Genomic DNA, 23,408 nt, shown 5'->3' with positions numbered 1-23,408 from the left:
CTTTTCTTTATGTTAATTGTTTAAGAGCTTTTTCAGCTAGCAAAGCGAAATAATTTGCGCTGATAGGTAATGCTTGTTCATCGATAGTGAAAGAGGGATGGTGCCATTCATGTGTACCACTTGTTCCCATAAAGACGAATGATCCTGGTATGTGTTGTTGATAAAAGGAGAAATCTTCTCCAGCCATGGAAGGGGTAGGTGTAATCACGTTTAGTGACATTTCCTCTGCAATTTGAGTACATAAATGAGTAAGACTTGCATCATTATGAACAGCAGGAGGACCTGGATAAAAACGGAATTCTGTTTTTACACCTAGTGCATCAGAAACGCCCTTAATAATACGTTCCATTAAGGCTGGAATTTTTTCGCGTGTTTCAGCTTGGAAAGTACGAACAGTACCTTCTAATGTTGCTTTTTCAGGGATAACGTTCCACGTATTTCCTGAATGGATGTTTGTAACGCTAACAACTGCATTATGAGATGAACTTATATTTCGGCTTACAATAGTTTGTAGTGCCATAACAATTTGAGAGGATGCGACAATTGGATCTACGCCCGCATCTGGTACAGCTGCATGTGTACCGACTCCATGAATTTCAATTTCAAATCGATCGACTCCGGCCATTAGTGGACCATCTTTAATACCAATTGTACCTACTGGCAAATCAGGTTTATTATGCATGCCGAAAATAGCTTGCACATTTTGTAAATGTCCTGCATCAATAACTTTACAAGCACCATTACTGCTCTCTTCAGCTGGCTGGAATATAAAGCGAACCGTTCCGTTTAGGGAAGATTCTCTTTCTTTTAATAAGAAGGCTGCACCTATAATAGCAGCTGTATGAAAATCATGCCCACAAGCATGCATTTTTCCGTGGGTTTTTGAAGCGTAGGGTAAATTTGTTTCTTCCTGAATAGGAAGGGCATCAATATCAGCACGGATTGCTATAATTGGTCCGCTATCATTCCCAGTGATTTCAGCAATAACGCCCGTTTCTAAACTAGAATTTACAATAGTAATGTTTTTCTCTTCTAACCAATTTTTTATAGCCTTCGTCGTTTTAAATTCTTCATATGATAATTCTGGTTGCTCATGTAAATTTCGACGAATAGAAATTAGTTTTTCAGTTAATTGCTCTAGATCTGATGCCACTTATAATGCCCTCTTTCTAAAATAAAGTATTTACTATAAGTATACAATAATAAAAGAGAGGATTCTCAAATGAAAACCCTCTCTCGCTTATCCTGTAAAAGCCTTCACTTTATGCGGCAACTTTTTTATGTGTAGGATGTTTTTGATAACGACCACGCATTGCATATGCAATTTGCGGGATTGCAATACCAATTAAAATAAGTGATACACCGAACCATTGTGAAGATAGTACAGCTTCTTTTAAAACGAATACAGACATGATTGTTGTAACTGGTAGTTCCGCTGCACCAAGAATAGTCGCTAAGCCAGAACCGATTTTTGGGATACCGATTGTAAAGGCGATAGACGGGATAACGATACTAAATATCCCTAATCCTAATCCATATTTCCAAAGGCCTTGAGAAATAGCGCCGCTAAAAATAAATGTTGGTGGAAATACGATCATGACTAATGTTAAAGCACCAGCCATTAGTAGGACACCACGTGGTAAGGAAGGAACTTCGACCGCTACTTTACCACTTACGAAAATATATGTTGCAAATGTAACAGCAGATAATAAACCTAAAATGATTCCAGTCATATCGAAATCACCTGCTGATTTTTCTAATAAACCACTTGATAAAAATGTACCTATAAGTAAGAAAATAACCGAAATAACTTTTTCTCTTGAAGGTAGCGTTTTTGTTGCAACTGCTTCAATGATAATTCCGACCCAAACGAATTGGAATAAAAGAATAATGGCAATAGATGCTGGCACTGTTTTTAATGAAGCATAATAAAAAATCCCAGTAAAACTTGCAGATGTTCCTGCTACGAATAAAAATAAAGCTTGTTTTAATGGAACACGGTGTCTAGAAAATAGAAGTGTAATAGCAAGCAAAATAATCCAACCGAACAAATATTGGCTGCCAATTACCTCTCCAAGTGAGAACCCCTCTGCATAGGCAAGTTTAACAAAAATAGCTAAAATTCCATAACTACACGCTCCTAATAAAACTAATAGAGAATAACGAAGCATGAAAAATTCCTCCCATCTATATGAAATAGTTCCGTATCGAAAATATATAACTAGAGGGAAGTATACAAAATTAAAAATGAAGGGTCAAATGAAAGAAAAGTGCGACATTTTATAGAATAATAATAAAAGTATGATATTTATGCATAATCTTGAAATTAATAATAATAGAAGTATTGTAAAAACAGCATTGTATTGTATAAAGATAGCATTTGAAAAAAATATTTTTTTATCAATATGTATGTAGATGTACTTGCGACGTGCTAATCATTTGAGAAACTACGTTACCTTTGTTATGTTAATAACAAATAGAGGAGTTTCATAATTTGGTTGAGATTTTTCTATATAATAGAAGGAAATGAAAACGTTTTATTAGAAGTTGTGTGAAAGAGTAGTTTTTCTTATTGCCACGTTGGAAAAGTGAATTCACGAATTGTTCATAGTATTTTTATGTGTTTTTGCTACAATATTTAGGGAGAGGAGTGGAACAATGCAAGATATTAGTATTTTTTTAGCGTTTGGCGCAGGATTCTTATCATTTATTTCCCCATGTTGCTTACCGCTTTATCCGGCATTTTTATCGTACATAACAGGTATGTCGGTTTCAGAGTTGAAAGAAGAAAATGCAATGCTTCGAAAAAGAAGTATGATACATACAGCGTTTTTCTTACTTGGATTTTCAATTATATTTATTGCAATTGGATTTGGTACAAGTTTTATCGGGGGCATTTTTACAGATTATAAAGATTTAATTAGACAGTTAGGTGGTATATTTATCATCGTGTTCGGTTTAATTATTGTCGGTGTGTTTAAGCCGAAGTTTTTAATGCAAGATCGTAAATTCACGTTTAAAAATCGTCCGAGTGGCTATTTTGGATCCGTTCTAATTGGATTGGCCTTTGCTGCAGGGTGGACGCCTTGTACAGGACCTATTTTAGTGTCTGTTATTGGATTAGCAGCAACAAATCCAGAATCAGCAATGATTTATATGATTGCATACATACTTGGATTTGCTATTCCGTTCTTCGTACTATCATTCTTTATTACGAAAATGTCTTGGATTAAAAGAAATAGTATGAAGTTCATGAAAATTGGAGGATACGTTATGATTGTCATGGGTATCTTCCTCTATTTTAACTGGATGACAAAGATTATCGTATATTTCTCAAGTTTATTTGGTGGTTTTACCGGTTTTTAGTATTATTCTGTGAAAATGTTGGAAATACTAACGGAAAAGCATATAATGAAAGTATATTTTGCATATAGCCACAAAAAAGGATGAGAAAATATGAACATAGTTGTTTTATCCAGTATGGTTGCTGTTTGTATGGCTGTCGGTGCGATGTTTATTCGTTTAAAAGCAGCTAAGAAACCTGCAACATTGAAAAAAATTATACTTCCACCATTTTTTATGAGTACGGGAGCATTGATGTATGTTTTTCCTGAATTTCGATTAACTCCAGCAGAAATGTTAGAAGCAATTGGTGTTGGTTTGTTTTTCTCTATTTTTCTTATTAAAACATCTAAATTTGAAATTAGAGGACAAGAGATTTATTTGAAGCGTTCAAAAGCATTTGTTTTTATATTAATTGGATTACTTGTAGTGCGCATTGTATTTAAAACATACTTAAGCCAATCTCTTGATTTAGGACAACTTAGCGGCATGTTCTTCTTGCTTGCGTTCGCGATGATTGTATCATGGAGAATTGCAATGTACCGTTCCTTTACGAAATTACAGAAGGAAATGGAAAAAGAAGATGATTTTTATAATGAAAAAGATATGAAATTAACTTAAAACTGTATATGCATCAAATAAAAAAGACAGCGTCAAAGGCGCTGTCTTTTTTATCAAAAATAATGTGAAGTTACTTTGCAAGTAAAGATTTATAGTTAGAATAATCAATCTCTTTCTCTTGCAGTTTTTTAACTAAAAATTTATGGTCACGCTTCGGTGTGGCAACGATATATCCTTTTATAATTAAATCTTGTGTAATTTGAGAGGCATTTTCTTGTAATGCAAGTTCTCCAATTTTGCCAGCAATTTTTGATTTAGCAACATCGCGAAATAGTTCTGGAACGGGACTTACGAGCTCGTCTAACAATTGTTTTTGTTCATCAGCCCATAGATGTCTCGTTTTATTAATATAGTGCTCTTCCCAATCTAAAATGGACATACCATCTTCTTTTGGTAATCGTTTTAAAAATTTTCTGAACATAAAATATCCACCGATAGACATAAGTCCTAATAAAATAACCGTCCACAATACAATGAACCAACTAAACCATCCTTCGAGCAAGTATATCCCCCCTTAATGATTACGGTTTTCTTTTATTCATATTATAAACAGTGAGATTCATAGAAAGCAAGAACGCTTGGCTATTTTGACCAAGCGTTATCATTTAAACGAAGTATAGTTGTTCAACACATAAATTATTATTATCTTCTTCAATGTACTCAATAATAAGTGTGCCAACTTTACGATCTTTATCTTCAGTTGTGAAAATAGAGTAAGAAGTAAAACGTGCTGTTGATAAGCCGCTTATATGTGTAGGTAAAGAAATGTAGTCGTTATCGCGGAAGAATTCCATTAGTTCAATATCCTCAAATTCTTTTCGGTCAACTTGTTTGTTTGTATAGCGGCGTTGAAGTTGTTTTAAAGATTCATTCCAAGAAATTGCTTTTGTGTCGTATACCATTGTTATATCCCCTTACTGTATGTAATCATTAAGAACATACGTTCTAATCTAGTATACTCTTTTTATTAGAAAAGAGAAAGCAAAAAATAATGTAAGCTTGGGTCTCCAAGCTTACATTATTGATGCGTCCGTCATGATCTCTATTTTTTATTATAAGTTACATAAGAATAAGAAACAAGATGATATATATAATGTTGATAGTTTTCAAAATTCTGTATATTATAAGTGTACTAAAGTGCAAGGGAATGAGAGGGATGGCATATATAATTTCACTCCAAGGACCGATGGCAAGCGGAAAAACAACATTGGCTAAAAGATTAGAAGAGAGAGGATATTCGGTTATATATGAAAACCCTTATCCAATTGTAGAAAAGCGAAAAGAATTACATTTAGATATAAGTTCAAAAGAAGGTTTTCTTACAAATCAAAAAATGTTTATGGAAGCAAAAATAAAAGAGCTTCAAAGTGCGAAAGGTTCAGTCGTGATTTTTGATCGTGGTCCAGAAGATATAGAGTTCTATTCGCTTTTCTATCCAAAACTTATAGGAAAAGAGTGGGATATAGAAACAGAATTACAAGATGATTTATGTAAATTAAGAGAGTATCGTTCGGATGCAATTTTTTATTTAGATGTTTCGGAAGAAAATGTATATGATAGAAAAAATAATGATAGAGCTAGAAAACGAAGTACATTTGAGGAACAATTTAAATTAGTAGAAACTGAAAAAGAATGGTATAAACAATTTCCGGTAACTTATGTGGACACGAATAAATTAACAGTGGACGATTTAGAGGTATATTTTGTGGACTGGTTAAAGGAGAGAGGGCTATGAAAAAAATACTTTTGTTTGTATACCCAACATTTGCGGAGTTTGAAATAACAGTAGCAACGGCATTGTTGAAAAATAAATTTGAAATCATTACAGTGGGTTTAACAAAAGAATTGATTATAAGTGAAACAGGTTTGCAAGTGCAACCACATATAGAATTAAGGGAAGTGCGTGTAGAAGAATATGAGGGGATTATTATTCCGGGCGGAGATGCGATACACATGAAGGATGCAGAGGGACTATTTTCAGTCATCCGTCAATTTCACGAACAAGAAAAATTAGTAGCCGCTATTTGTGCTGGACCGTATGCGCTAGCAAGAGCAGGCTTATTCAAAGAAATCTCGTATACAGTGACCATAGATTATCAAAAGCTTGATTTTTTTCCAGTAGAAAATTTTGTGTATAAAGAAGTTGTGCAACACTCAAATATCATTACAGCACAAGGACATGCATTTGTACCATTCGGAATAGCCATTGCCTCTTACTTTGGAATAGCGAACGAACATAATACGAATTTTTATGGCGGTAAGGGCAATGTGATGATGGAGAAGCTTTTACCAGAAAACGTGTGAAAGCTAGCAAATGCTAGCTTTTTTCTTTTTGACATCGATAAATGGCTAACGTTTTTGGATCACGCCATATACCGTTATGAAGTGATAATTCATTTTCTACTTCTTCTTTTAGCCATTCCTTCATTTCTGCGTGAAGATATGTATTATCAGGTATATTTAACGACGGAAACATGCTAGAAATATAGTTTAAAATCGGAGTAGCATGATGAAAAACGAGAGCATTATGAATAACTTTTACTTCAACAGTTGGAAAAACAGACTGTAATATCTCTTTGCCATTTTCTAAACAAAATGGAGTGACTGATGATGTTGTTTTCGGCAAATCAAATGCGTCTAACATGCGGTTACACATTTCAACTATACGAGGTAATGTAACGTTAGAATTTGTTGTAGCTAAGAGTGAGCCACCAGGACGAATTACTTTATGGAATCCTTGAATTGCTTTTTTGACATTTTTCATGTGATATAACATATGTCTTGCGACGATCCAGTCATAGCAATTAGCTTTGAAAGGAAGTTTACCAGCATCACCTAGTCTCCATTCAATTATGCTATTCTTTATGGCTGCTTCAGAAAGCATCGTTTTCGATTGATCAAAACCGGTTAGTCTTCCTGTATGACCGTTAGTTTGTAATAGGGAAAGAAAATTTCCATTAGCGCACCCAACCTCTAATATTTTTTCGTCTCCTTGAAGTTGTAAATGTTCCATGACGACTTCATCTAAATTCACTTGTTTTTCTTCGTAATGTCTATGCGTATCGATACGTGTTTGTAAATGGTTACTTACGTTGTATTGGCGTTTTACATCATTCATTTTTTCGCATTCCACTTTTGTGCAAAATTGCTGAATCGCATGTGTTAATACGTCGGTTTTCTTTAAACCTTCGTAATGGAGTACCGATTCAAACCTTTCAAGTAATGTTTCTTCAATTCGAAAATGAATATCTTTTCGCTTCGTCATTGAAATCTCGCCCCTTTGCATCTGTTAGTGAGACTATAGCACGCCTGAAAAATTTGTGTAAATCATTTGTGTACACAAATGGAGGAGATGAAAAAAATGTTTGAATATGAGTTTAAACTATTGACGATTTAACCGTTTTCATATATTCTTAAATTAAGTAATATTCAAATAATTCAAAAGAAATGAGAGAGTCACATGCTTCTTCAAGGAACACATCGAATTGGTCGTATGGCCATGCTGTTGGCACTTGCGGATGAGAATGAAAGCCCTGTATTATCTATTCCAAAAGGTTGGAAATATTGTACGGGGAAAGTGGGTTCGATGAATTCGCAAAAAGTTGTAGCAGCAATGGAAACAGCGGCTAAAAGCAACCAAGTTATTGAAACAGACGTTTACAGAGAAACACATGCACTTTATCATGCAATTATGGAAGCTTTGTACGGAGTGACGAGAGGTCAAATTCAGTTAGCAGACGTTCTTCGTACAGTAGGACTTCGTTTTGCGATTGTGCGCGGTACACCATACGACGGAAAAAAAGAAGGCGAATGGGTTGCTGTTGCATTATATGGAACGATTGGTGCACCTGTAAAAGGATCTGAGCATGAGGCGATTGGTTTAGGAATTAATCACATATGATTTGCCCATAGTCTATTAGTTAGAAGGGGGCCTTACTTTTTTAGGACAGAAGTCTGTCTTAAAAAGATAAGGTCCCCTTTTGCCTTTTTAAGGAGGAAAAAAGAATGATTACGTTAACAGGACATACATTGACAGTTGAAGAAATGAAGAGGTTGTTACTTGAAGGAGAAGGTGTAACAGCTTGTCCAAATAGTATGCAAAAGGTAGCGGAATGCCGTGAAGTAGTTGAGAAAATCGTAGAAGACGGAAAAGTCGTTTACGGTATTACAACTGGATTTGGAAAGTTTAGTGATGTGCTAATTCAAAAAGAAGATGTAAAGGCACTTCAGCACAATTTAATTCAGTCACATGCATGTGGGATAGGCGATCCATTCCCAGAAGAAGTTTCACGCGGTATGTTAATTTTACGAGCGAACACGATGCTTAAAGGAGTATCTGGTGTTAGACCACTCGTTGTAAATATGCTTCTTGAGTTTGTAAACCGTAAGATTCATCCAGTCGTTCCGCAACAAGGTTCACTAGGTGCGAGTGGAGATTTAGCACCTTTATCTCATCTTGCTCTCGTTTTATTAGGAGAAGGTGAAGTGTTCTATAAGGGAAAACGAGTTCACGCAATGGTTGCCCTTACTGAAGAAGGTCTTGAGCCAATTGAACTTGAAGCAAAAGAAGGTCTGGCGTTAATTAATGGTACGCAGGCGATGACAGCGCAAGGCGTACTGTCTTATATAGAAGCGGAAGCAACGGCTTATCAAGCTGAATTAATTGCATCTATGACAATTGAAGGATTACAAGGCATTATTGATGCATTTGATGAAAATGTTCATAAAGCACGCGGTTATAAAGAGCAAGTGGAAGTAGCGAGTAGAATCCGTGACATCCTTCATGATAGTAAGTTAACAACAAAACAAGGAGAACTTCGTGTACAGGATGCATATTCACTTCGTTGTATTCCGCAAGTACACGGTGCTTCTTGGCAAGTTTTAAATTATGTGAAAGAAAAATTAGAAATTGAAATGAATGCAGCGACAGATAACCCACTTATTTTCGATGGCGGAGAAAAAGTAATTTCAGGTGGTAACTTCCACGGTCAACCGATTGCATTTGCGATGGACTTCTTAAAAGTTGGAATGGCAGAACTTGCAAATATTTCAGAGCGCCGTATTGAACGCTTAGTAAATCCGCAGTTAAATGACTTACCACCATTTTTAAGTCCAGAACCAGGACTTCAGTCTGGTGCAATGATTATGCAATACGCTGCAGCGTCACTAGTTTCTGAAAATAAAACGTTAGCACATCCGGCGAGTGTTGATTCAATCCCGTCATCAGCTAACCAAGAAGATCACGTAAGTATGGGAACAATTGCTTCACGCCATGCACATCAAATTATTCAAAATGTAAGACGTGTTCTTTCAATTGAGATGATTTGTGCGATGCAAGCAGCAGAATATCGCGGTATTGAAAACATGAGTACAGTGACGAAGAGTTTCTACCATCAAGGTCGTCAGCAAGTACCTTCTATTACAAATGATCGCATCTTCTCAACGGATATTGAAAATATTACGCATTGGTTAAAAACGAATTATTCGATAAAAGAAAGATTAGATGTAAACGCAGCACTATAAAATGAGAAAAGGGAGAGATTGAAATGGAAAAAGTAAAACAAACAATTCGTGCGCCAAGAGGTACTGAGCTACAAACGAAAGGGTGGGTTCAAGAAGCTGCACTTCGTATGTTAATGAACAATTTAGACCCTGAAGTTGCTGAAAAACCAGAAGAATTAGTTGTATATGGTGGAATTGGCCGTGCAGCTCGTAACTGGGAAAGCTATCAGGCGATTGTAGATTCATTAAAAACGTTAGAAAGCGATGAAACGTTACTTGTTCAATCAGGAAAACCAGTTGCTATTTTTAAATCACATGAGGATGCACCTCGCGTACTGTTAGCGAACTCAAACTTAGTACCGAAGTGGGCGAACTGGGATCACTTCCGTGAACTAGAGAAAAAAGGTCTTATGATGTACGGACAAATGACAGCAGGTAGCTGGATTTACATTGGAACACAAGGGATTTTACAAGGAACATATGAAACATTTGGTGAAGCGGCACGTCAACATTTCGATGGTTCATTAAAAGGTACATTAACACTTACTGCTGGTTTAGGTGGTATGGGTGGTGCACAACCTCTTGCTGTAACGATGAATGGCGGTGTTGTCATTGCTATTGATGTTGATAAGCGCAGCATCGATCGTCGTATTGAAAAGAGATACTGTGATATGTATACAGAATCATTAGAAGAAGCGTTAACTGTTGCGAACGAGTATAAAGAGAAGAAAGAACCGATTTCTATTGGCTTATTAGGAAATGCGGCAGAAATTTTACCAGAGCTAGTGAAGCGCAATATTACGCCAGATTTAGTTACGGATCAAACATCTGCTCATGATCCATTAAACGGCTATATTCCAGTAGGTTACACATTAGAAGAAGCGGCAAAACTTCGTGAAGAAGATCCAGAACGTTACGTACAATTATCAAAAGAAAGCATGACAAAACATGTAGAAGCAATGCTTGCTATGCAAGAAAAAGGCGCAATTACATTTGATTATGGAAATAACATTCGCCAAGTTGCTTTCGATGAAGGTTTGAAAAATGCATTCGATTTCCCAGGATTCGTTCCAGCATTTATCCGTCCATTATTCTGCGAAGGAAAAGGGCCATTCCGCTGGGTAGCACTTTCTGGTGATCCAGAAGATATTTATAAAACAGACGAGGTAATTTTACGTGAATTCGCTGACAATGAGCATTTATGTAACTGGATTCGTATGGCACGTCAGCAAGTTGAGTTCCAAGGTCTTCCATCACGTATTTGTTGGCTTGGTTACGGTGAACGCGCGAAATTCGGACGCATCATTAATGAAATGGTTGCAAATGGTGAATTATCAGCACCAATCGTTATCGGTCGTGACCATTTAGATTGCGGATCAGTAGCATCTCCAAACCGTGAAACAGAAGCGATGAAAGACGGTAGTGATGCAGTAGCTGACTGGCCAATTTTAAATGCATTAATTAACAGTGTAAACGGTGCGAGCTGGGTGTCTGTTCACCACGGTGGCGGCGTTGGTATGGGTTATTCACTTCACGCTGGAATGGTTATCGTTGCAGACGGAACAGAAGCGGCAGCAAAACGTATTGAGCGCGTATTAACTTCTGACCCTGGTATGGGTGTTGTTCGTCACGTGGATGCAGGATATGACTTAGCTGTGGAAACTGCGAAAGAAAAAGGCGTTAACATTCCGATGATGAAATAAGGAGGAGAAAACATGCTGGACACTTTACTAATAAATATCGGTCAATTACTAACAATGGATCAAGAAGATGGCTTGTTAAGACGGGAAGCGATGAACACGCTTCCTGTTATCGAAAACGGTGTGGTTGGAATTGAAAACGGCGTAATTACTTTCGTTGGAACAGCGGAAGAAGCGAAAGGATTACACGCGAAAGAAGTGATTGATTGCGGTGGGAAAATGGTTTCTCCTGGTCTTGTTGACCCGCATACTCATCTTGTATTTGGTGGATCTCGTGAAAATGAAATCGCACTAAAACTACAAGGAGTTCCGTACTTAGAAATTTTAGAACAAGGCGGAGGTATTCTTTCAACTGTAAATGCAACGAAACAAGCGTCGAAAGAAGAACTTGTTCAAAAAGCGAAATTCCATCTAGATCGTATGCTATCTTTCGGTGTGACAACTGTGGAAGCGAAGAGTGGTTACGGATTAGATGATGAGACAGAATGGAAACAATTAGAGGCAACTGCACAATTACAAAAAGAGCATCCAATCGATTTAGTTTCAACGTTTTTAGGTGCTCATGCAGTTCCGAAAGAGTATAAAGGTAGATCAAAAGAATTTTTACAATGGATGTTAGACTTACTACCAGAAATGAAAGAGAAGCAACTAGCTGAATTCGTTGATATTTTCTGTGAAACAGGTGTGTTCTCTGTAGAAGAATCAAAAGAGTTTTTATTAAAAGCGAAAGAGCTTGGCTTTGATGTGAAAATTCATGCAGATGAAATTGACCCTCTTGGTGGTGCGGAAGCAGCGGCTGAAATCGGTGCAGCATCAGCGGACCATTTAGTTGGCGCTTCTGATAAAGGAATTGAAATGCTTGCAAATTCGAATACAGTCGCAACATTATTACCAGGAACAACTTTCTATTTAAATAAAGAAAGCTTTGCTCGTGGTCGTAAAATGATTGATGAAGGTGTTGCAGTTGCGTTAGCTACAGACTTTAACCCAGGTAGCTGTCCAACGGAAAACATTCAGCTTATTATGAGCATTGCAATGCTAAAACTGAAAATGACACCAGAAGAAGTTTGGAATGCTGTAACAGTTAACTCATCATATGCCATTAATCGAGGCGATGTAGCTGGGAAAATTAGAGTGGGTCGTAAGGCAGATTTAGTTTTATGGGATGCTTACAATTATGCTTACGTACCGTATCATTACGGCGTAAGTCATGTAAACACAGTATGGAAGAATGGTAATATCGCATATACAAGAGGTGAACAATCGTGGAGCACGGCCACTATTTAAAGAAAAATGCAAAGTTTATCGATCGCGAAGTAACGAAATGGAGTGAGATGATTAAAGATTGGGAGGAAGGTGTAGAAATATTCGGTGCGGCCTTAATTGGAGCACCCCTTTCTAAGCCATCTATTAGTCATTCCGGAGCAAGTTTTGCGCCAAAAACAATTCGTGCGATGTTAGATGCATATAGCACATACGCAATTACAGAAGAACACGATATGAAAGAAAGTGTCTTATATGATTGCGGTGATATTACGATGCATGTGACGGATATAAAAGAAAGTCATAACCGAATTGCGAAAACAGTTGGTCACTTAACGAAAGTAAATCCGAAAATGATACCAATCATTCTTGGTGGTGACCATTCGATTAGTTTTCCTAGTGTAACAGGTTTTGCAAATAGTAAAGGAAAGGTCGGTATTATTCAATTTGATGCCCATCATGATTTACGTAATTTAGATGATGGTGGTCCATCAAATGGTACACCGTTCCGTAGTTTACTAGAAAATGATGTCATTACAGGAAAACAACTCGTTCAAATTGGAATTCGTAATTTTTCAAATGCACGAGCATACCATGAATATGCAAAAGAGCATGGTGTGACAGTGTATACAATGAAGGATGTAAGAGAAAGAGAAATAAAAGATATTATCGCGGAAAGTATTGAAGTATTAAGAAAACAAGGTGTGACGTCTATTTATATTTCTCTTGATATGGACGTACTAGACCAAGCGTTTGCGCCAGGTTGTCCAGCAATTGGCCCTGGAGGAATGGATAGCGCAACTTTACTTGATGCTATCGAATTCCTTGGCAAAGAACCGCTCGTTCAAGGGATGGATATAGTAGAAATTGATCCAACTCTTGATTTTAGGGATATGACGAGCAGAGTAGCGGCGCAAGTGATTATGAGTTTTCTTTTAGCGAGAGAAACGATTAGTAAACAGGTTAGTATATAAGCGAAGAATCGTGTGTGTCTTTCATATTGCATATTAAATAAAAACACATCACTACATATAAGTAGTGATGTGTTTTTTATTTAATAAGATATATAAAATCGGAAGGGATGGGTGTGAAAAGGTAACAAAATCGCGGGTTTTTTAGTGTTTTTGTACAGATTGAATTTTTCTGTTTAAATAAATTGACATGGAAAATAATTTTATGATATTATAAAAATTTTGCTAAAAAAATGAATGTGTGTTAAGATTGAGAAGGTTACCATATATGGAGGTGGATTATTTGTTTCAAATTGGCGATAACATTGTTTATCCAATGCAGGGAGCAGGTATAATTAAAGCCATAGAAGAGAAAGAAATCGCAGGAAAAAAACAACAGTATTATGTTATAAAAATGTCGGGTAGTAATATGGAAATAATGATTCCTGAAGGGAAAATATTGAATTCAAATATACGACCAGTCACGGATATAAAGGCATTAACACACATAATAGATATTTTTCAGCATGGAGAATCAGATAGATTACTTACGTGGAAACAAAGATATAAAGTGAATACAGATAAAATAAAGACGGGTAAAATACAAGAAGGTGCTGAAGTTGTGCGTGATTTATTACGTATGCAGAAAGAAAAAGCACTTAATGCAAGCGAAAAGAAAATGTTAGATAACGCACATGAATTTTTGATTAGTGAACTGGGATTAATTGAAGGTATCACAGAAAATCAAATAAAAAGCTTTTGTTAAGATTCATTATGAATAATGTATTATATCCCAAAAAAGATCTTGAATTTTTTGGGAGTATAATTATAGAGAATCAATCATTTCAAAGACATTCAACTCTTTCAAACCACTTTTAGAGCATTAACCTCTTTTGTTATTACTACAATCAAATCCATTTTTATTTTTTAATTTCTTTTACGAATGTTCGAAGTTTAATTCAATACTTCGATAAAATAGTTACTTAATTTTTGCAATCCTGATTCACACTGGCACGGACGAGGAGCCGTAAGGATGAAAGAGAGGTAGGGCTTTCATTGTTTTAGGTATATAAGTTATTATTTTTAGAAGAATACTGAACCATTTTCACTTCTATTGATAAGGAATTTTATTATATGTGAATATATAATCATTGTATATATTCTTTCTATAAAAGAGATAAACGAATTGACAGCCATATATGGTCAACTAAAAAAGGTTTCCTACTTAGGGAACCTTTTTAATTTTATTTATAGCATTCTATTTTTTTGATATTCGAATGTTTTATGGTGAAGTCGTATAAATTGACGTTACTATCTAAAAGTAAGTATGATGCGATTATAGTTAGATTTTTTAGGGGGAAGAAAAATGACAAGTGCAAATAATAAAGCGGCAAGTATTTATGAAGGAACAAATATAAACGCTTGGGGGTCTTTTGAAAATATTGAAGAAACGAAGTTGTTTGATTCGATTCAAATTGGATCTTGGTCTCTTCGTAATCGCATAGCAATGGCACCGATGACGAGATGTTTTGCAGATAATGAGACTGGTGTAGTGGGTGCTGATGTAGTGGAGTACTATAGAAAACGTGCTGCTGACGGAGTTGGATTAATTATTACAGAAGGAATTGTTATTAGTTCAAGAGCGAAAGGGAATCCAGGAGTACCGGGAATTTATACACAAGAACAAATCGATTCTTGGAAACCTGTTACAGAGGCAGTACATAAAGAAGGTGGGACGATTATCGCTCAAATATGGCATGTTGGACGTATGAGTCATCATGAAATAATTGGTGGGCAATTGCCGCAAGCACCGTCTGCAATCGCTGCAGAAGGAAATGTTCCGCGTTTTCGTAAACCGTTTGATACACCGGAAGCAATGACGTTAGAAGAAATAAAAGAAGTTATTGGCCAATACGCACAAGCTGCGAAAAACGCGATCGAAGCTGGATTTGATGGAGTAGAAATTCACGGTGCGCACGGATATTTAATTGATCAGTTCACGTATGAATTTGCGAATAAGCGTACGGATCAATACGGCGGTGATTTAAAGCAAAGGTTAACATTTATGAAAGAAGTAACAGAGGCTGTAATAGAAGAAGTTGGAGCTGATAAAACACTTCTTCGCTTCTCTGCTTTCAAAGGAGATAACCCTACTTATATGTGGGAAAATCCAGAACTTGCGATTGAAACGTTCGTAAATATGTTTAAAGAAGTTGGATTAATGATGATCCATCCTTCGACGATGAATTATACGCAAGTGATTGCTGACGGAAAGAATTTTCATCAATTAGTAAGAAAATATTGGGATGGTACGATTGTTGGTGTTGGTAATTTGAATCCGAAAGAGGCCGAAGAAGCACTGCAAGAAGGAACAATTGACGTAGCTGCATTCGGAAGACCGTTAATTGCAAATCCGGACTTTGTTCATCGAATTAAACATGCTGAAAGTTTAGTTGAATATGACGCGAAAGAGCATCTTGCAACATTAGTGTGAATAAAGATAAAGGAGAACACATCGAGTGTTCTCCTTTTATTATGGGATTTCATAGGGGGAAGCGGGATGAGTGAAGCGCTACTCGTTATTATTAGTATATTACTATTTTTAATGTTGATTTTAATCGTCTTTTTTATCATTACATTTTTTATAAAAAAACGGACGCATCATTCTATTTTGAAATTACATCCATACTTAGGAAGGATGCGCTACTTACTGGAAAAGATAGGGCCTGAATTTCGGCAATATTGGTTTGATCACGATACGGATGGAAAGCCGTTCTCGCGTTATGATTTTCAAAGTGTTATGTTTTTAGCGAAATATCGCTCTGAAATACTTGGCTTTGGATCGAAACGAGATTTTGAAGCTTCTGGCTATTATATTGCTAATACATTGTTTCCGATATTAACTGAGGAATTAAGTGTGAATCTATTGCAAGAGCGGGAAGGTAAAAAGTATGTGATTCATAAAGAAGGGTTATTTTCAAGAAGAGAAAAATTGACAGCGGATACAACAAATCTTTGGTTGTATGAAGAAGACGATGCGATTATAGTCGGTGAAAATCGTAAATATCCGTGGAAACTACATGGCATGTTCGGGGCATCTGCGACTTCTTACGGTGCGATTGGAGAAAATTATATTTTAGCAAGCGGTTTTGGAGCGAAAATGGCAGGCGGGTCGTGGATTAATACTGGCGAAGGGGGCGTTATTCCAGAACATTTACATACCGGTGCGAATATCGTCGCACAAATTGGTCCAGGGTTATTTGGATACCGTGATGAGGGCGGTAATTTTTCAATGGAGAAGTTTATGGAGAAGGCGAAAGAAAGTAATATTAAAGCATTCGAATTAAAATTTGGGCAAGGTGCTAAAATACGTGGTGGTCATTTAGAGGGGCAAAAAGTAAATGAGAAAATTGCTTCTGTTCGGAATGTACGAGAAGGAGAGACAATTAATTCACCGAATCGATTTTCATTTTTAAACAATGCAGCGGATACCCTTTATTTTATTCAACAGTTGCAAGAAAAAGGCGGTAAACCAGTCGGGATGAAAATTGTAATTGGTCAGCAGGAGCCTTTGGAAGACTTATTCAAAACAATGAAAGAAGTAAACGTGTATCCAGATTTTCTAACCATTGACGGTTCGGAAGGTGGATCAGGCGCAACTTACAAATCCATGGCAGATAGTATGGGATTACCGCTTATTCCAGCGCTACTTACATGCATTGATACAGCAAATCATTATGGTATACGTAATAAATTCAAAGTGTTTGCTTCCGGGAAGTTAATTACCCCTGATAAGGTAGCGATTGCTTTAGCAATTGGAGCAGATGCTGTAAATTCAGCGCGTGGTTTTATGATGGCGAGCGGTTGTATTATGGCGCTTCAATGTAATTCTGGACAGTGCCCATCTGGTGTTGCCACGACGAATCCTCATTATCAAAAAGCGTTAGATCCATATGAGAAGAAGTGGCGGGTCATGAATTACATTATTAGTATGAGATATAGTTTATTTTCGTTAGCAGCAGCAGCGGGAGTGAAGAGTCCGCGTCATTTAACGAGAGAGCATATCGTATTTAAGGATGAAAGGGGAAGAATTGTTCCGTTGTCGGAATTATTCCCTATTGTAAATAGGAGATAAAATATACGTGTTAAAGGTCATACATTTGTATGGCTTTTTTTAAATTTGAAATGAAATAAGTAACTTATTGACAAGAAAAAGTAAGTAACTTATAATAAATATTAAGTTCGAGATAAATAACATTTTAAATAAAGATTGATTATAGACAGAATGAATATTTTTCGGAGTTTTATCTCGAATTCGAGATAATTTCGAAAGGTTAGAAGTCAATGTGTAGCTTCATAACCAATATCTCGGATTCAAGATAAAATTATAATGATGGATTTTACTTTGTAGTATGGACAAAATGAATAATGAATCTTAATGTAAAACAATTTTTATAATGAAATAAAAAAGGAGCGGGCGAAATGGAAAAGAAAACAATGGGGATACATCATATTACAGCGATTGTAGGACACCCACAAGAAAATGTAGATTTTTATGCTGGTGTATTAGGCTTACGTTTAGTAAAACAAACCGTAAATTTTGATGATCCAGGTACGTACCATCTTTATTTTGGTAATGAGGGAGGAAAACCTGGAACAATTATTACGTTTTTCCCATGGGCAGGTGCTCGTCAAGGAATTATCGGTGACGGTCAAGTAGGCATCACTTCTTATGTTGTACCAAAAGGGGCAATGGAGTTTTGGGAAAATAGATTAGAGAAATTTGATGTTCCGTATACGAAGATGACTCGCTTCGGAGAACAGTATGTAGAATTTGATGATCCGCATGGTTTGCATATAGAATTAGTTGAAAGAGAAGAAGGCGAATTAAATGATTGGACTTTTGGAGAAGTTACGCCAGAAGTAGCAATTAAAGGATTTGGCGGTGCGGTTCTTTTATCGGCACAACCTCAAAAAACAGCTGAGTTGTTAGAGCATGTGATGGGTCTTGAGAAAGTTGGAGAAGAAGGTGAGTTTGTACGATTCCGTTCTTCTGCTGACATTGGAAATATAATCGATTTGAAATTAACAACAATCGGACGCGGCCAGATGGGTGTTGGTACAGTTCATCATATTGCTTGGAGGGCGAGTGACGATGCTGATCAACTAGATTGGAAAGAGCATGTATCTCGATTTGGATACGGCGTAACTCCTGTACAAGATCGAAATTATTTTAATGCGATTTATTTTAGAGAACACGGTGAAATCTTATTTGAAATTGCAACAGATCCTCCTGGTTTTGCTCATGACGAATCGTTAGAGACGATGGGCGAGGAATTAAAGTTACCGGAACAATATGAACAACATAGAAAACAGATTGAACAAACGCTTTTACCGTTTGAAGTAAGAAATTTAGATTAAAGTGATTGAAAGGGGAAAAGGATTATGATGAAACATGTTTTTCAAAAAGGAACAGATACGTCAAAACCAGTGTTGTTATTACTTCATGGTACTGGCGGTAATGAACTAGATTTATTGCCACTTGCAGAAAGAATTGACGCTGAAGCTTCAGTATTAAGTGTTAGGGGAAATGTATTAGAAAATGGTATGCCGCGTTTCTTCCGTAGATTAGCAGAAGGTATTTTTGATGAAGAGGATTTGATTTTCCGTACGAAGGAATTAAATGGTTTTTTAGATGAAGCAGCAAAAACATATGAATTTGATAGAAACAACATTGTAGCTATTGGTTATTCAAATGGAGCGAATATTGCGGCAAGCTTATTGTTCCATTACGAAAATGCGTTAAAAGGTGCGATTCTTCATCACCCGATGGTGCCTAGAAGAGGGATGCAATTGCCTGATTTGGCAGAAAAAGCTGTATTTATTGCTGCTGGAACAAATGATCCGATTTGCTCACCTTCTGAATCAGAGGAATTGAAGACGTTATTAGAAAGTGCGAATGCAAGCGTAATGATGCATTGGGAAAATAGAGGGCATCAATTAACAATCGGTGAAGTGGAAAAAGCAAAAGAGTGGTATGATAAAATAATTCTATAAGCTGTAAATAATACTAAAAGCATCTGCTAACGATTAGCAGATGCTTTTAGTATTGTTAAGATTGAATTGTGAGATGGGATGAAGAAAGTGGTAATTGAATATCAACGATCGTACCTTTATGTAGTTCACTTGAAATGTGTAATTTACCATGGTGCTCTTCAATTATTTTGTAACACATCATTAATCCTAGTCCAGTACCTTTTTCTTTTAAACTATAAAATGGTTCGCCTAAACGGGAGATGCGGTCTTCAGGAATGCCACAGCCTTCGTCAATAATACGAATTACAATGAAATTATCGTCTAACGGTTTGATTTGAATAAAAATATTTCCGCCATTTGGCATCGCTTCTATTGCGTTTTTTAATACGTTAATAAAAACTTGTTTTAATTGATTACCGTCGCATTGAATGTCATGTTTATGGTTAAAATGATCCATAATGATGTGGACGCTATGCATGATGGCAGTCGGTAAAATGAATGTGACTACCTCTTCTATTAAAGTTTGTATGTTGTAAGTTTTGATAGATAAAACTTGCGGTTTAGACATCGCCATAAATTGACTCGTGATAGATTCCATTTGTGAAATCTCACTTAACATAACATCGACATACCATTTATTTTCCTCATTGATTTCAGGAAGTAGCAATGTTAAAAAACCTTTGAGAGAAGTGAGCGGATTTCGAATTTCATGGGCAATTCCAGCTGTTAGTTGTCCGACTACTGCGAGCTTTTCCGATTTTCGTAATAACTTTTCAGTTTCTTTTAGCTCCGTAACATCTCTTCCCATCACGATAAGACCTTTTCGAGAACCGTCGGGATGATAAAGTGGAACTTTTGATATACTTAAAATTAGGTCGAAATCCTCTCTATGTATAATGAATTCCTCTCCATGAATAATTTGTCTTTGTTGCCATGCCAGTTCATCTACTTCTTCACAGTGTAAAAAAGCGTCTCGGTACGCTTCATTGTATTGAATGAGTTCACTATCCCTTTTTCCATGATAAGGTACATGATGGAAATTGAAGCAAGAAAGTGCATAATCATTCGCTTCAAGCCAGCGACCTTCATGATCTTTAAATATAACAAACGCAGGCATTGAATTCATCAATGTACGCAATCGCTTCTCGCTATCTTTTAACACTTTCTCAATTCTTTCTGATTTTTCAAGGGGCTTCATAATCGCATATACACCTGTTAGACGATTACGAACAAAAGTGGGAACTAGTTTTGTTACAACATCTAATAAATAGCCGTCTTTATGGTAAATAGAGATGATATACTCTTTTTGATTATCAGCTGTAGTATTTTTTATATATTGTGGCACTTGATCAGAAATATGAGCTTCTAAAATAGAGGTAACGTTTATTCGCTCTAATTCTTCTGAAGAGTAACCTAGTATTCTTTCAGCAGAAGGATTAATATGCAAAATAACGCCTTCTAAGTTCAATGAAATAATACTATCAGGGTTGTGTTCAAAAAGAGAAGCATACATTTCTACTAAAGAACGATCTTGTATATGGTTTCGCAAACGACCAGATATGTTAGGCGGACGTTTTTTTTGCGTAGATGAATATTTTTTACGACTCATAATATTTCCTCCGTACAACTAGCATCTAAAAAGATTTGTCTATTACTAACTATAATATAGATGTAATGTGTATTTCTATAAAAAATGGAAGTTGCAGAAAAAAATATTTTCTTTATTTTTAGTGAAAGGAATATAAGATGGTAATAAGAGGAGCTTATATTGTTTTATAAATCTTTTGTAAGTTACAGGGGGGGTTCCTTATAACATTAGAATAGAAGAGGGGGAGAGAAAATGAAAAATTATATTCAAGGAATCGATCATGTGCAAGTTGCTGCACCTGCAGGATGTGAAGAAGAAGCGCGAGCATTTTATGGTAATACAATTGGTATGGAAGAAATTCCAAAGCCAGAGGAATTAAAGAAGCGTGGTGGATGTTGGTTTAAGTGTGGGAATCAAGAAATCCATATTGGTGTGGAGCAAAACTTTATCCCAGCTAAAAAGGCACATCCCGCCTTTTATGTGAATGAAATTAATGAATTTAAGCAAATGTTGATAGATCGAGGTGTCGAAGTGATTGATGATCATGCACGGCCAGATGTAATTAGATTTTACGTGTCTGATCCATTTGGAAATCGAGTTGAATTTATGCAAAATAAAGACTAGGTGGATTCCCGCCTAGTCTTTAACTTCTTCTGAAAAGTCCTAAAACTTCTACAGTTTCCGTAATATTGACGAACGCATTTGGGTCAATTTCAGAAATTGTTAATTTCATACTTGCTAATTCTTCACGAGAAACGACTGTCATAAGTACACGCTTTTTCTCGCTTGAGTAAGCACCTTCTCCGTCAAGTAATGTAATCCCGCGTACAACGGTTGAAAGAAGGTGTTGTTTCATTTTTTCTGCTTCATTTGTTACAATCATAAGTGTAACTTTACTATGTTTTGTATGAACAGCATCGATTACTTTACCAGTTACATAAATGGAAAGTAAGCTTGTAAGTGCAACATCCCAAGTGAAGAAGAATCCTGCAATAACAACAACGACTGCATTTAAAGCAATAAGGAATCCGCCAAGTTTAATGTCTCGCTTGCGGGATAATAACATACCGATAATATCAAATCCACCAGTTGATCCATTACAGTTAAAAACAAGACCGATACCAGCTCCGGCAATGACACCACCGAAGATAGATGATAAAAGTGGATCTGTTGCTACGACTTTTACTGGAACATAGTATAATGCAACAGATAATACAATTACAGAGATAACAGTGTTAAAAACTACTTTTTTTCCAAGACCTATGTATCCTAAAATAAGGATAGGTAAGTTTAATACGAAGTTAATAATCCCTGTATTCACAGGAGTTACAATCCCTAAAATAATAGCGATTCCGCCAATTCCACTACTTAAAATTTTGTGGGGGATAAGGAAAAGATTAAAGGCAATTGCAATAATAATAGAACCAATAATAACACCAAGAAATCTAATCATCTCTTTCCCTTCCTTCACTAAAAAATTCATATTATTTCAAGATTATATATGATATTGAAAGTTTTGGGTAAAAACAGTTTATTTTGTAGAATTAGATTAATCAAAACCGTTTGATTATTTCGCAATTTGAAAGGGGATGCAAATTTGAGAGTAAATACGTATCAGCAAAAAAGTCCATTGAAGCAAGAATGTGAGGATTCTTATTTTTGTAATGAAGATCAAATGATTTATGGTGTGTGTGATGGTGCAACACCACTCGTCCCGTTTCGTGATGAAAAGGGACATAATGGAGCGTACATCGCTTCACATTTATTTGCAAGTTATTTTACTGCATTACGAGAAAAGCATAGTTTACAAGTTGCAGTTGCGAAAGCAAATGAAGCATTGCAAAACAAAATGCTGGAATATAAAGTAGACACGAGAAAAAAAGAGCACTTGTGGTGCACATGTATTGCGGCAGTTCAAATAGATGGTGCGAAAATTGAATATGCGCAGCTGGGTGACTGTATGATCGTTGCAATTCTTCAAAATGGAACGATGCGAGTAGTATCGAAAGACACGGTTAAAGGAATTAGTGAACGTGCAAAAAAGAAGAGGGAAGAAGATCGTAAAAAAGGTTTATCTGTACTAGAAGAACATGTTTTTCAAGATGTTAGAGAACAGTTAAAATACAATCGTTATCTTGCAAATATGCAGGGTGGCTATTCTGTTGCAAACGGAATGAAAGAAGCAATGAATTACTTACAACATGGTGAATTACATATAGATGAAGTGAGTGGGATTTTTATTTGTTCAGACGGATTATTCCACCCAGATTGGCCACTCGAACAAACTGTTGCATATATAAGAAAGAATAGTATAAATGAATACGTAGCAATTATTGAAGAGTTAGAAGGAATAGATAGAATCAGACCAGACGATAAAACAATTGTAATGATTGATTTTTGAGAGGA

General features: G+C 36.2%; 23 protein-coding genes and 1 pseudogene. 17 read left to right on the top strand and 7 right to left on the bottom strand.

Features of this window, described 5'->3' with window-relative positions:
- Positions 1–7: 7 nt before the first annotated feature.
- A complete protein-coding gene (locus tag COE49_RS04370) occupies positions 8–1,153 on the bottom strand; it encodes a M20 peptidase aminoacylase family protein (RefSeq protein ID WP_088229965.1) in 1,146 nt (381 codons plus the stop codon).
- 109 nt (positions 1,154–1,262) lie between these two features.
- Positions 1,263–2,171 (bottom strand): EamA family transporter, encoded by a 909-nt coding sequence (locus COE49_RS04365; RefSeq protein ID WP_088229964.1) that lies wholly within the window; start codon positions 2,169–2,171, stop codon positions 1,263–1,265.
- Positions 2,172–2,492: 321 nt separating this feature from the next.
- Between COE49_RS04365 and COE49_RS28310 the strand changes: the two are divergent.
- The 3 genes and pseudogenes from COE49_RS28310 (at position 2,493) to COE49_RS04350 (ending at position 3,963) form a co-directional block, all read left to right on the top strand.
- A pseudogene (locus COE49_RS28310) lies at positions 2,493–2,642 on the top strand (peptidase T).
- Positions 2,643–2,658: 16 nt separating this feature from the next.
- The gene (gene ccdA, locus COE49_RS04355; protein WP_087958716.1) at positions 2,659–3,366 is read left to right on the top strand and encodes a cytochrome c-type biogenesis protein CcdA; all 708 of its coding nucleotides are present in this window, start codon (positions 2,659–2,661) and stop codon (positions 3,364–3,366) included.
- Between the two features lie 90 nt (positions 3,367–3,456).
- Complete coding sequence (locus COE49_RS04350; protein WP_088229963.1) at positions 3,457–3,963, top strand: CcdC family protein; 507 nt, start codon at positions 3,457–3,459, stop codon at positions 3,961–3,963.
- 70 nt (positions 3,964–4,033) lie between these two features.
- On the opposite strand, the gene COE49_RS04345 is transcribed toward COE49_RS04350, so the two are convergent.
- Positions 4,034–4,465, bottom strand: coding sequence for a DUF2621 domain-containing protein (locus COE49_RS04345; RefSeq protein WP_098945718.1), 432 nt, complete (start codon positions 4,463–4,465; stop codon positions 4,034–4,036).
- 103 nt (positions 4,466–4,568) lie between these two features.
- Positions 4,569–4,865 carry a hypothetical protein gene (locus tag COE49_RS04340; protein ID WP_088229961.1) on the bottom strand — a complete coding sequence of 99 codons (297 nt, stop codon included), beginning with the start codon at positions 4,863–4,865 and terminating at the stop codon, positions 4,569–4,571.
- 254 nt (positions 4,866–5,119) lie between these two features.
- Here COE49_RS04340 and COE49_RS04335 point away from each other — a divergent pair, with 254 nt between their 5' ends.
- Together COE49_RS04335 and COE49_RS04330 are read left to right on the top strand one after the other, a co-directional pair.
- A complete protein-coding gene (locus tag COE49_RS04335; protein WP_141556607.1) occupies positions 5,120–5,698 on the top strand; it encodes an ATP/GTP-binding protein in 579 nt (192 codons plus the stop codon).
- Positions 5,695–6,267, top strand: a complete 573-nt coding sequence (locus COE49_RS04330) for a DJ-1/PfpI family protein (protein WP_098357356.1) — start codon at positions 5,695–5,697, stop codon at positions 6,265–6,267. The genes COE49_RS04335 and COE49_RS04330 overlap by 4 nt, the downstream gene beginning before the upstream one ends.
- 13 nt (positions 6,268–6,280) lie before the next feature.
- Here COE49_RS04330 and COE49_RS04325 read toward each other — a convergent pair whose 3' ends face one another.
- Positions 6,281–7,228 carry a class I SAM-dependent methyltransferase gene (locus tag COE49_RS04325; protein ID WP_141552236.1) on the bottom strand — a complete coding sequence of 316 codons (948 nt, stop codon included), beginning with the start codon at positions 7,226–7,228 and terminating at the stop codon, positions 6,281–6,283.
- 195 nt (positions 7,229–7,423) lie between these two features.
- Between COE49_RS04325 and hutP the strand changes: the two genes are divergently transcribed.
- The 10 genes from hutP (at position 7,424) to COE49_RS04275 (ending at position 19,435) form a co-directional block, all read left to right on the top strand.
- Positions 7,424–7,864, top strand: a complete 441-nt coding sequence (hutP, locus tag COE49_RS04320; protein WP_000926516.1) for a histidine utilization transcription antiterminator HutP — start codon at positions 7,424–7,426, stop codon at positions 7,862–7,864.
- A gap of 104 nt (positions 7,865–7,968) precedes the next feature.
- A complete protein-coding gene (gene hutH / locus COE49_RS04315) occupies positions 7,969–9,486 on the top strand; it encodes a histidine ammonia-lyase (RefSeq protein WP_088229956.1) in 1,518 nt (505 codons plus the stop codon).
- A 23-nt stretch (positions 9,487–9,509) separates the two neighbouring features.
- Entirely contained in the window at positions 9,510–11,168 is a 1,659-nt protein-coding gene (gene hutU, locus COE49_RS04310; protein ID WP_017674198.1) for a urocanate hydratase, read from the top strand.
- Positions 11,169–11,180: 12 nt separating this feature from the next.
- Positions 11,181–12,452 (top strand): imidazolonepropionase, encoded by a 1,272-nt coding sequence (hutI, locus tag COE49_RS04305; RefSeq protein ID WP_098357354.1) that lies wholly within the window; start codon positions 11,181–11,183, stop codon positions 12,450–12,452.
- Complete coding sequence (hutG, locus tag COE49_RS04300; protein WP_098252594.1) at positions 12,431–13,402, top strand: formimidoylglutamase; 972 nt, start codon at positions 12,431–12,433, stop codon at positions 13,400–13,402. The genes hutI and hutG overlap by 22 nt, the downstream gene beginning before the upstream one ends.
- 280 nt (positions 13,403–13,682) lie before the next feature.
- Entirely contained in the window at positions 13,683–14,144 is a 462-nt protein-coding gene (locus COE49_RS04295) for a CarD family transcriptional regulator (RefSeq protein ID WP_170933751.1), read from the top strand.
- Between the two features lie 600 nt (positions 14,145–14,744).
- Complete coding sequence (locus COE49_RS04290) at positions 14,745–15,872, top strand: alkene reductase (protein WP_098252595.1); 1,128 nt, start codon at positions 14,745–14,747, stop codon at positions 15,870–15,872.
- 66 nt (positions 15,873–15,938) lie between these two features.
- Complete coding sequence (locus COE49_RS04285) at positions 15,939–17,513, top strand: FMN-binding glutamate synthase family protein (RefSeq protein ID WP_098357353.1); 1,575 nt, start codon at positions 15,939–15,941, stop codon at positions 17,511–17,513.
- Between the two features lie 347 nt (positions 17,514–17,860).
- Positions 17,861–18,799: a ring-cleaving dioxygenase gene (locus COE49_RS04280; RefSeq protein ID WP_098252596.1), complete on the top strand. Its 939-nt coding sequence runs from the start codon at positions 17,861–17,863 to the stop codon at positions 18,797–18,799.
- A 24-nt stretch (positions 18,800–18,823) separates the two neighbouring features.
- Positions 18,824–19,435, top strand: a complete 612-nt coding sequence (locus tag COE49_RS04275) for an alpha/beta hydrolase (RefSeq protein ID WP_088229949.1) — start codon at positions 18,824–18,826, stop codon at positions 19,433–19,435.
- 55 nt (positions 19,436–19,490) lie between these two features.
- Here the strand turns inward: COE49_RS04275 and COE49_RS04270 are convergent, their stop codons facing one another.
- Positions 19,491–21,023, bottom strand: coding sequence for a BA3702 family sensor histidine kinase (locus tag COE49_RS04270; protein WP_088229948.1), 1,533 nt, complete (start codon positions 21,021–21,023; stop codon positions 19,491–19,493).
- A 231-nt stretch (positions 21,024–21,254) separates the two neighbouring features.
- On the opposite strand from COE49_RS04270, the gene COE49_RS04260 reads away from it, so the two are divergent.
- Complete coding sequence (locus COE49_RS04260; RefSeq protein ID WP_098357352.1) at positions 21,255–21,626, top strand: VOC family protein; 372 nt, start codon at positions 21,255–21,257, stop codon at positions 21,624–21,626.
- Positions 21,627–21,645: 19 nt separating this feature from the next.
- On the opposite strand, the gene COE49_RS04255 is transcribed toward COE49_RS04260, so the two are convergent.
- Positions 21,646–22,455 carry a YitT family protein gene (locus COE49_RS04255; protein ID WP_088229946.1) on the bottom strand — a complete coding sequence of 270 codons (810 nt, stop codon included), beginning with the start codon at positions 22,453–22,455 and terminating at the stop codon, positions 21,646–21,648.
- 144 nt (positions 22,456–22,599) lie between these two features.
- On the opposite strand from COE49_RS04255, the gene COE49_RS04250 reads away from it, so the two are divergent.
- Positions 22,600–23,403 carry a protein phosphatase 2C domain-containing protein gene (locus COE49_RS04250; protein ID WP_098357351.1) on the top strand — a complete coding sequence of 268 codons (804 nt, stop codon included), beginning with the start codon at positions 22,600–22,602 and terminating at the stop codon, positions 23,401–23,403.
- The last annotated feature ends 5 nt before the right edge of the window (positions 23,404–23,408 follow it).

The organism is Bacillus sp. AFS029637 (assembly GCF_002584985.1).
Taxonomy (GTDB): Bacteria; Bacillota; Bacilli; order Bacillales; family Bacillaceae_G; genus Bacillus_A.
Note: the sequence above shows the minus strand (reverse complement) of the source record. Positions and strands in the feature narration are given on the sequence as shown.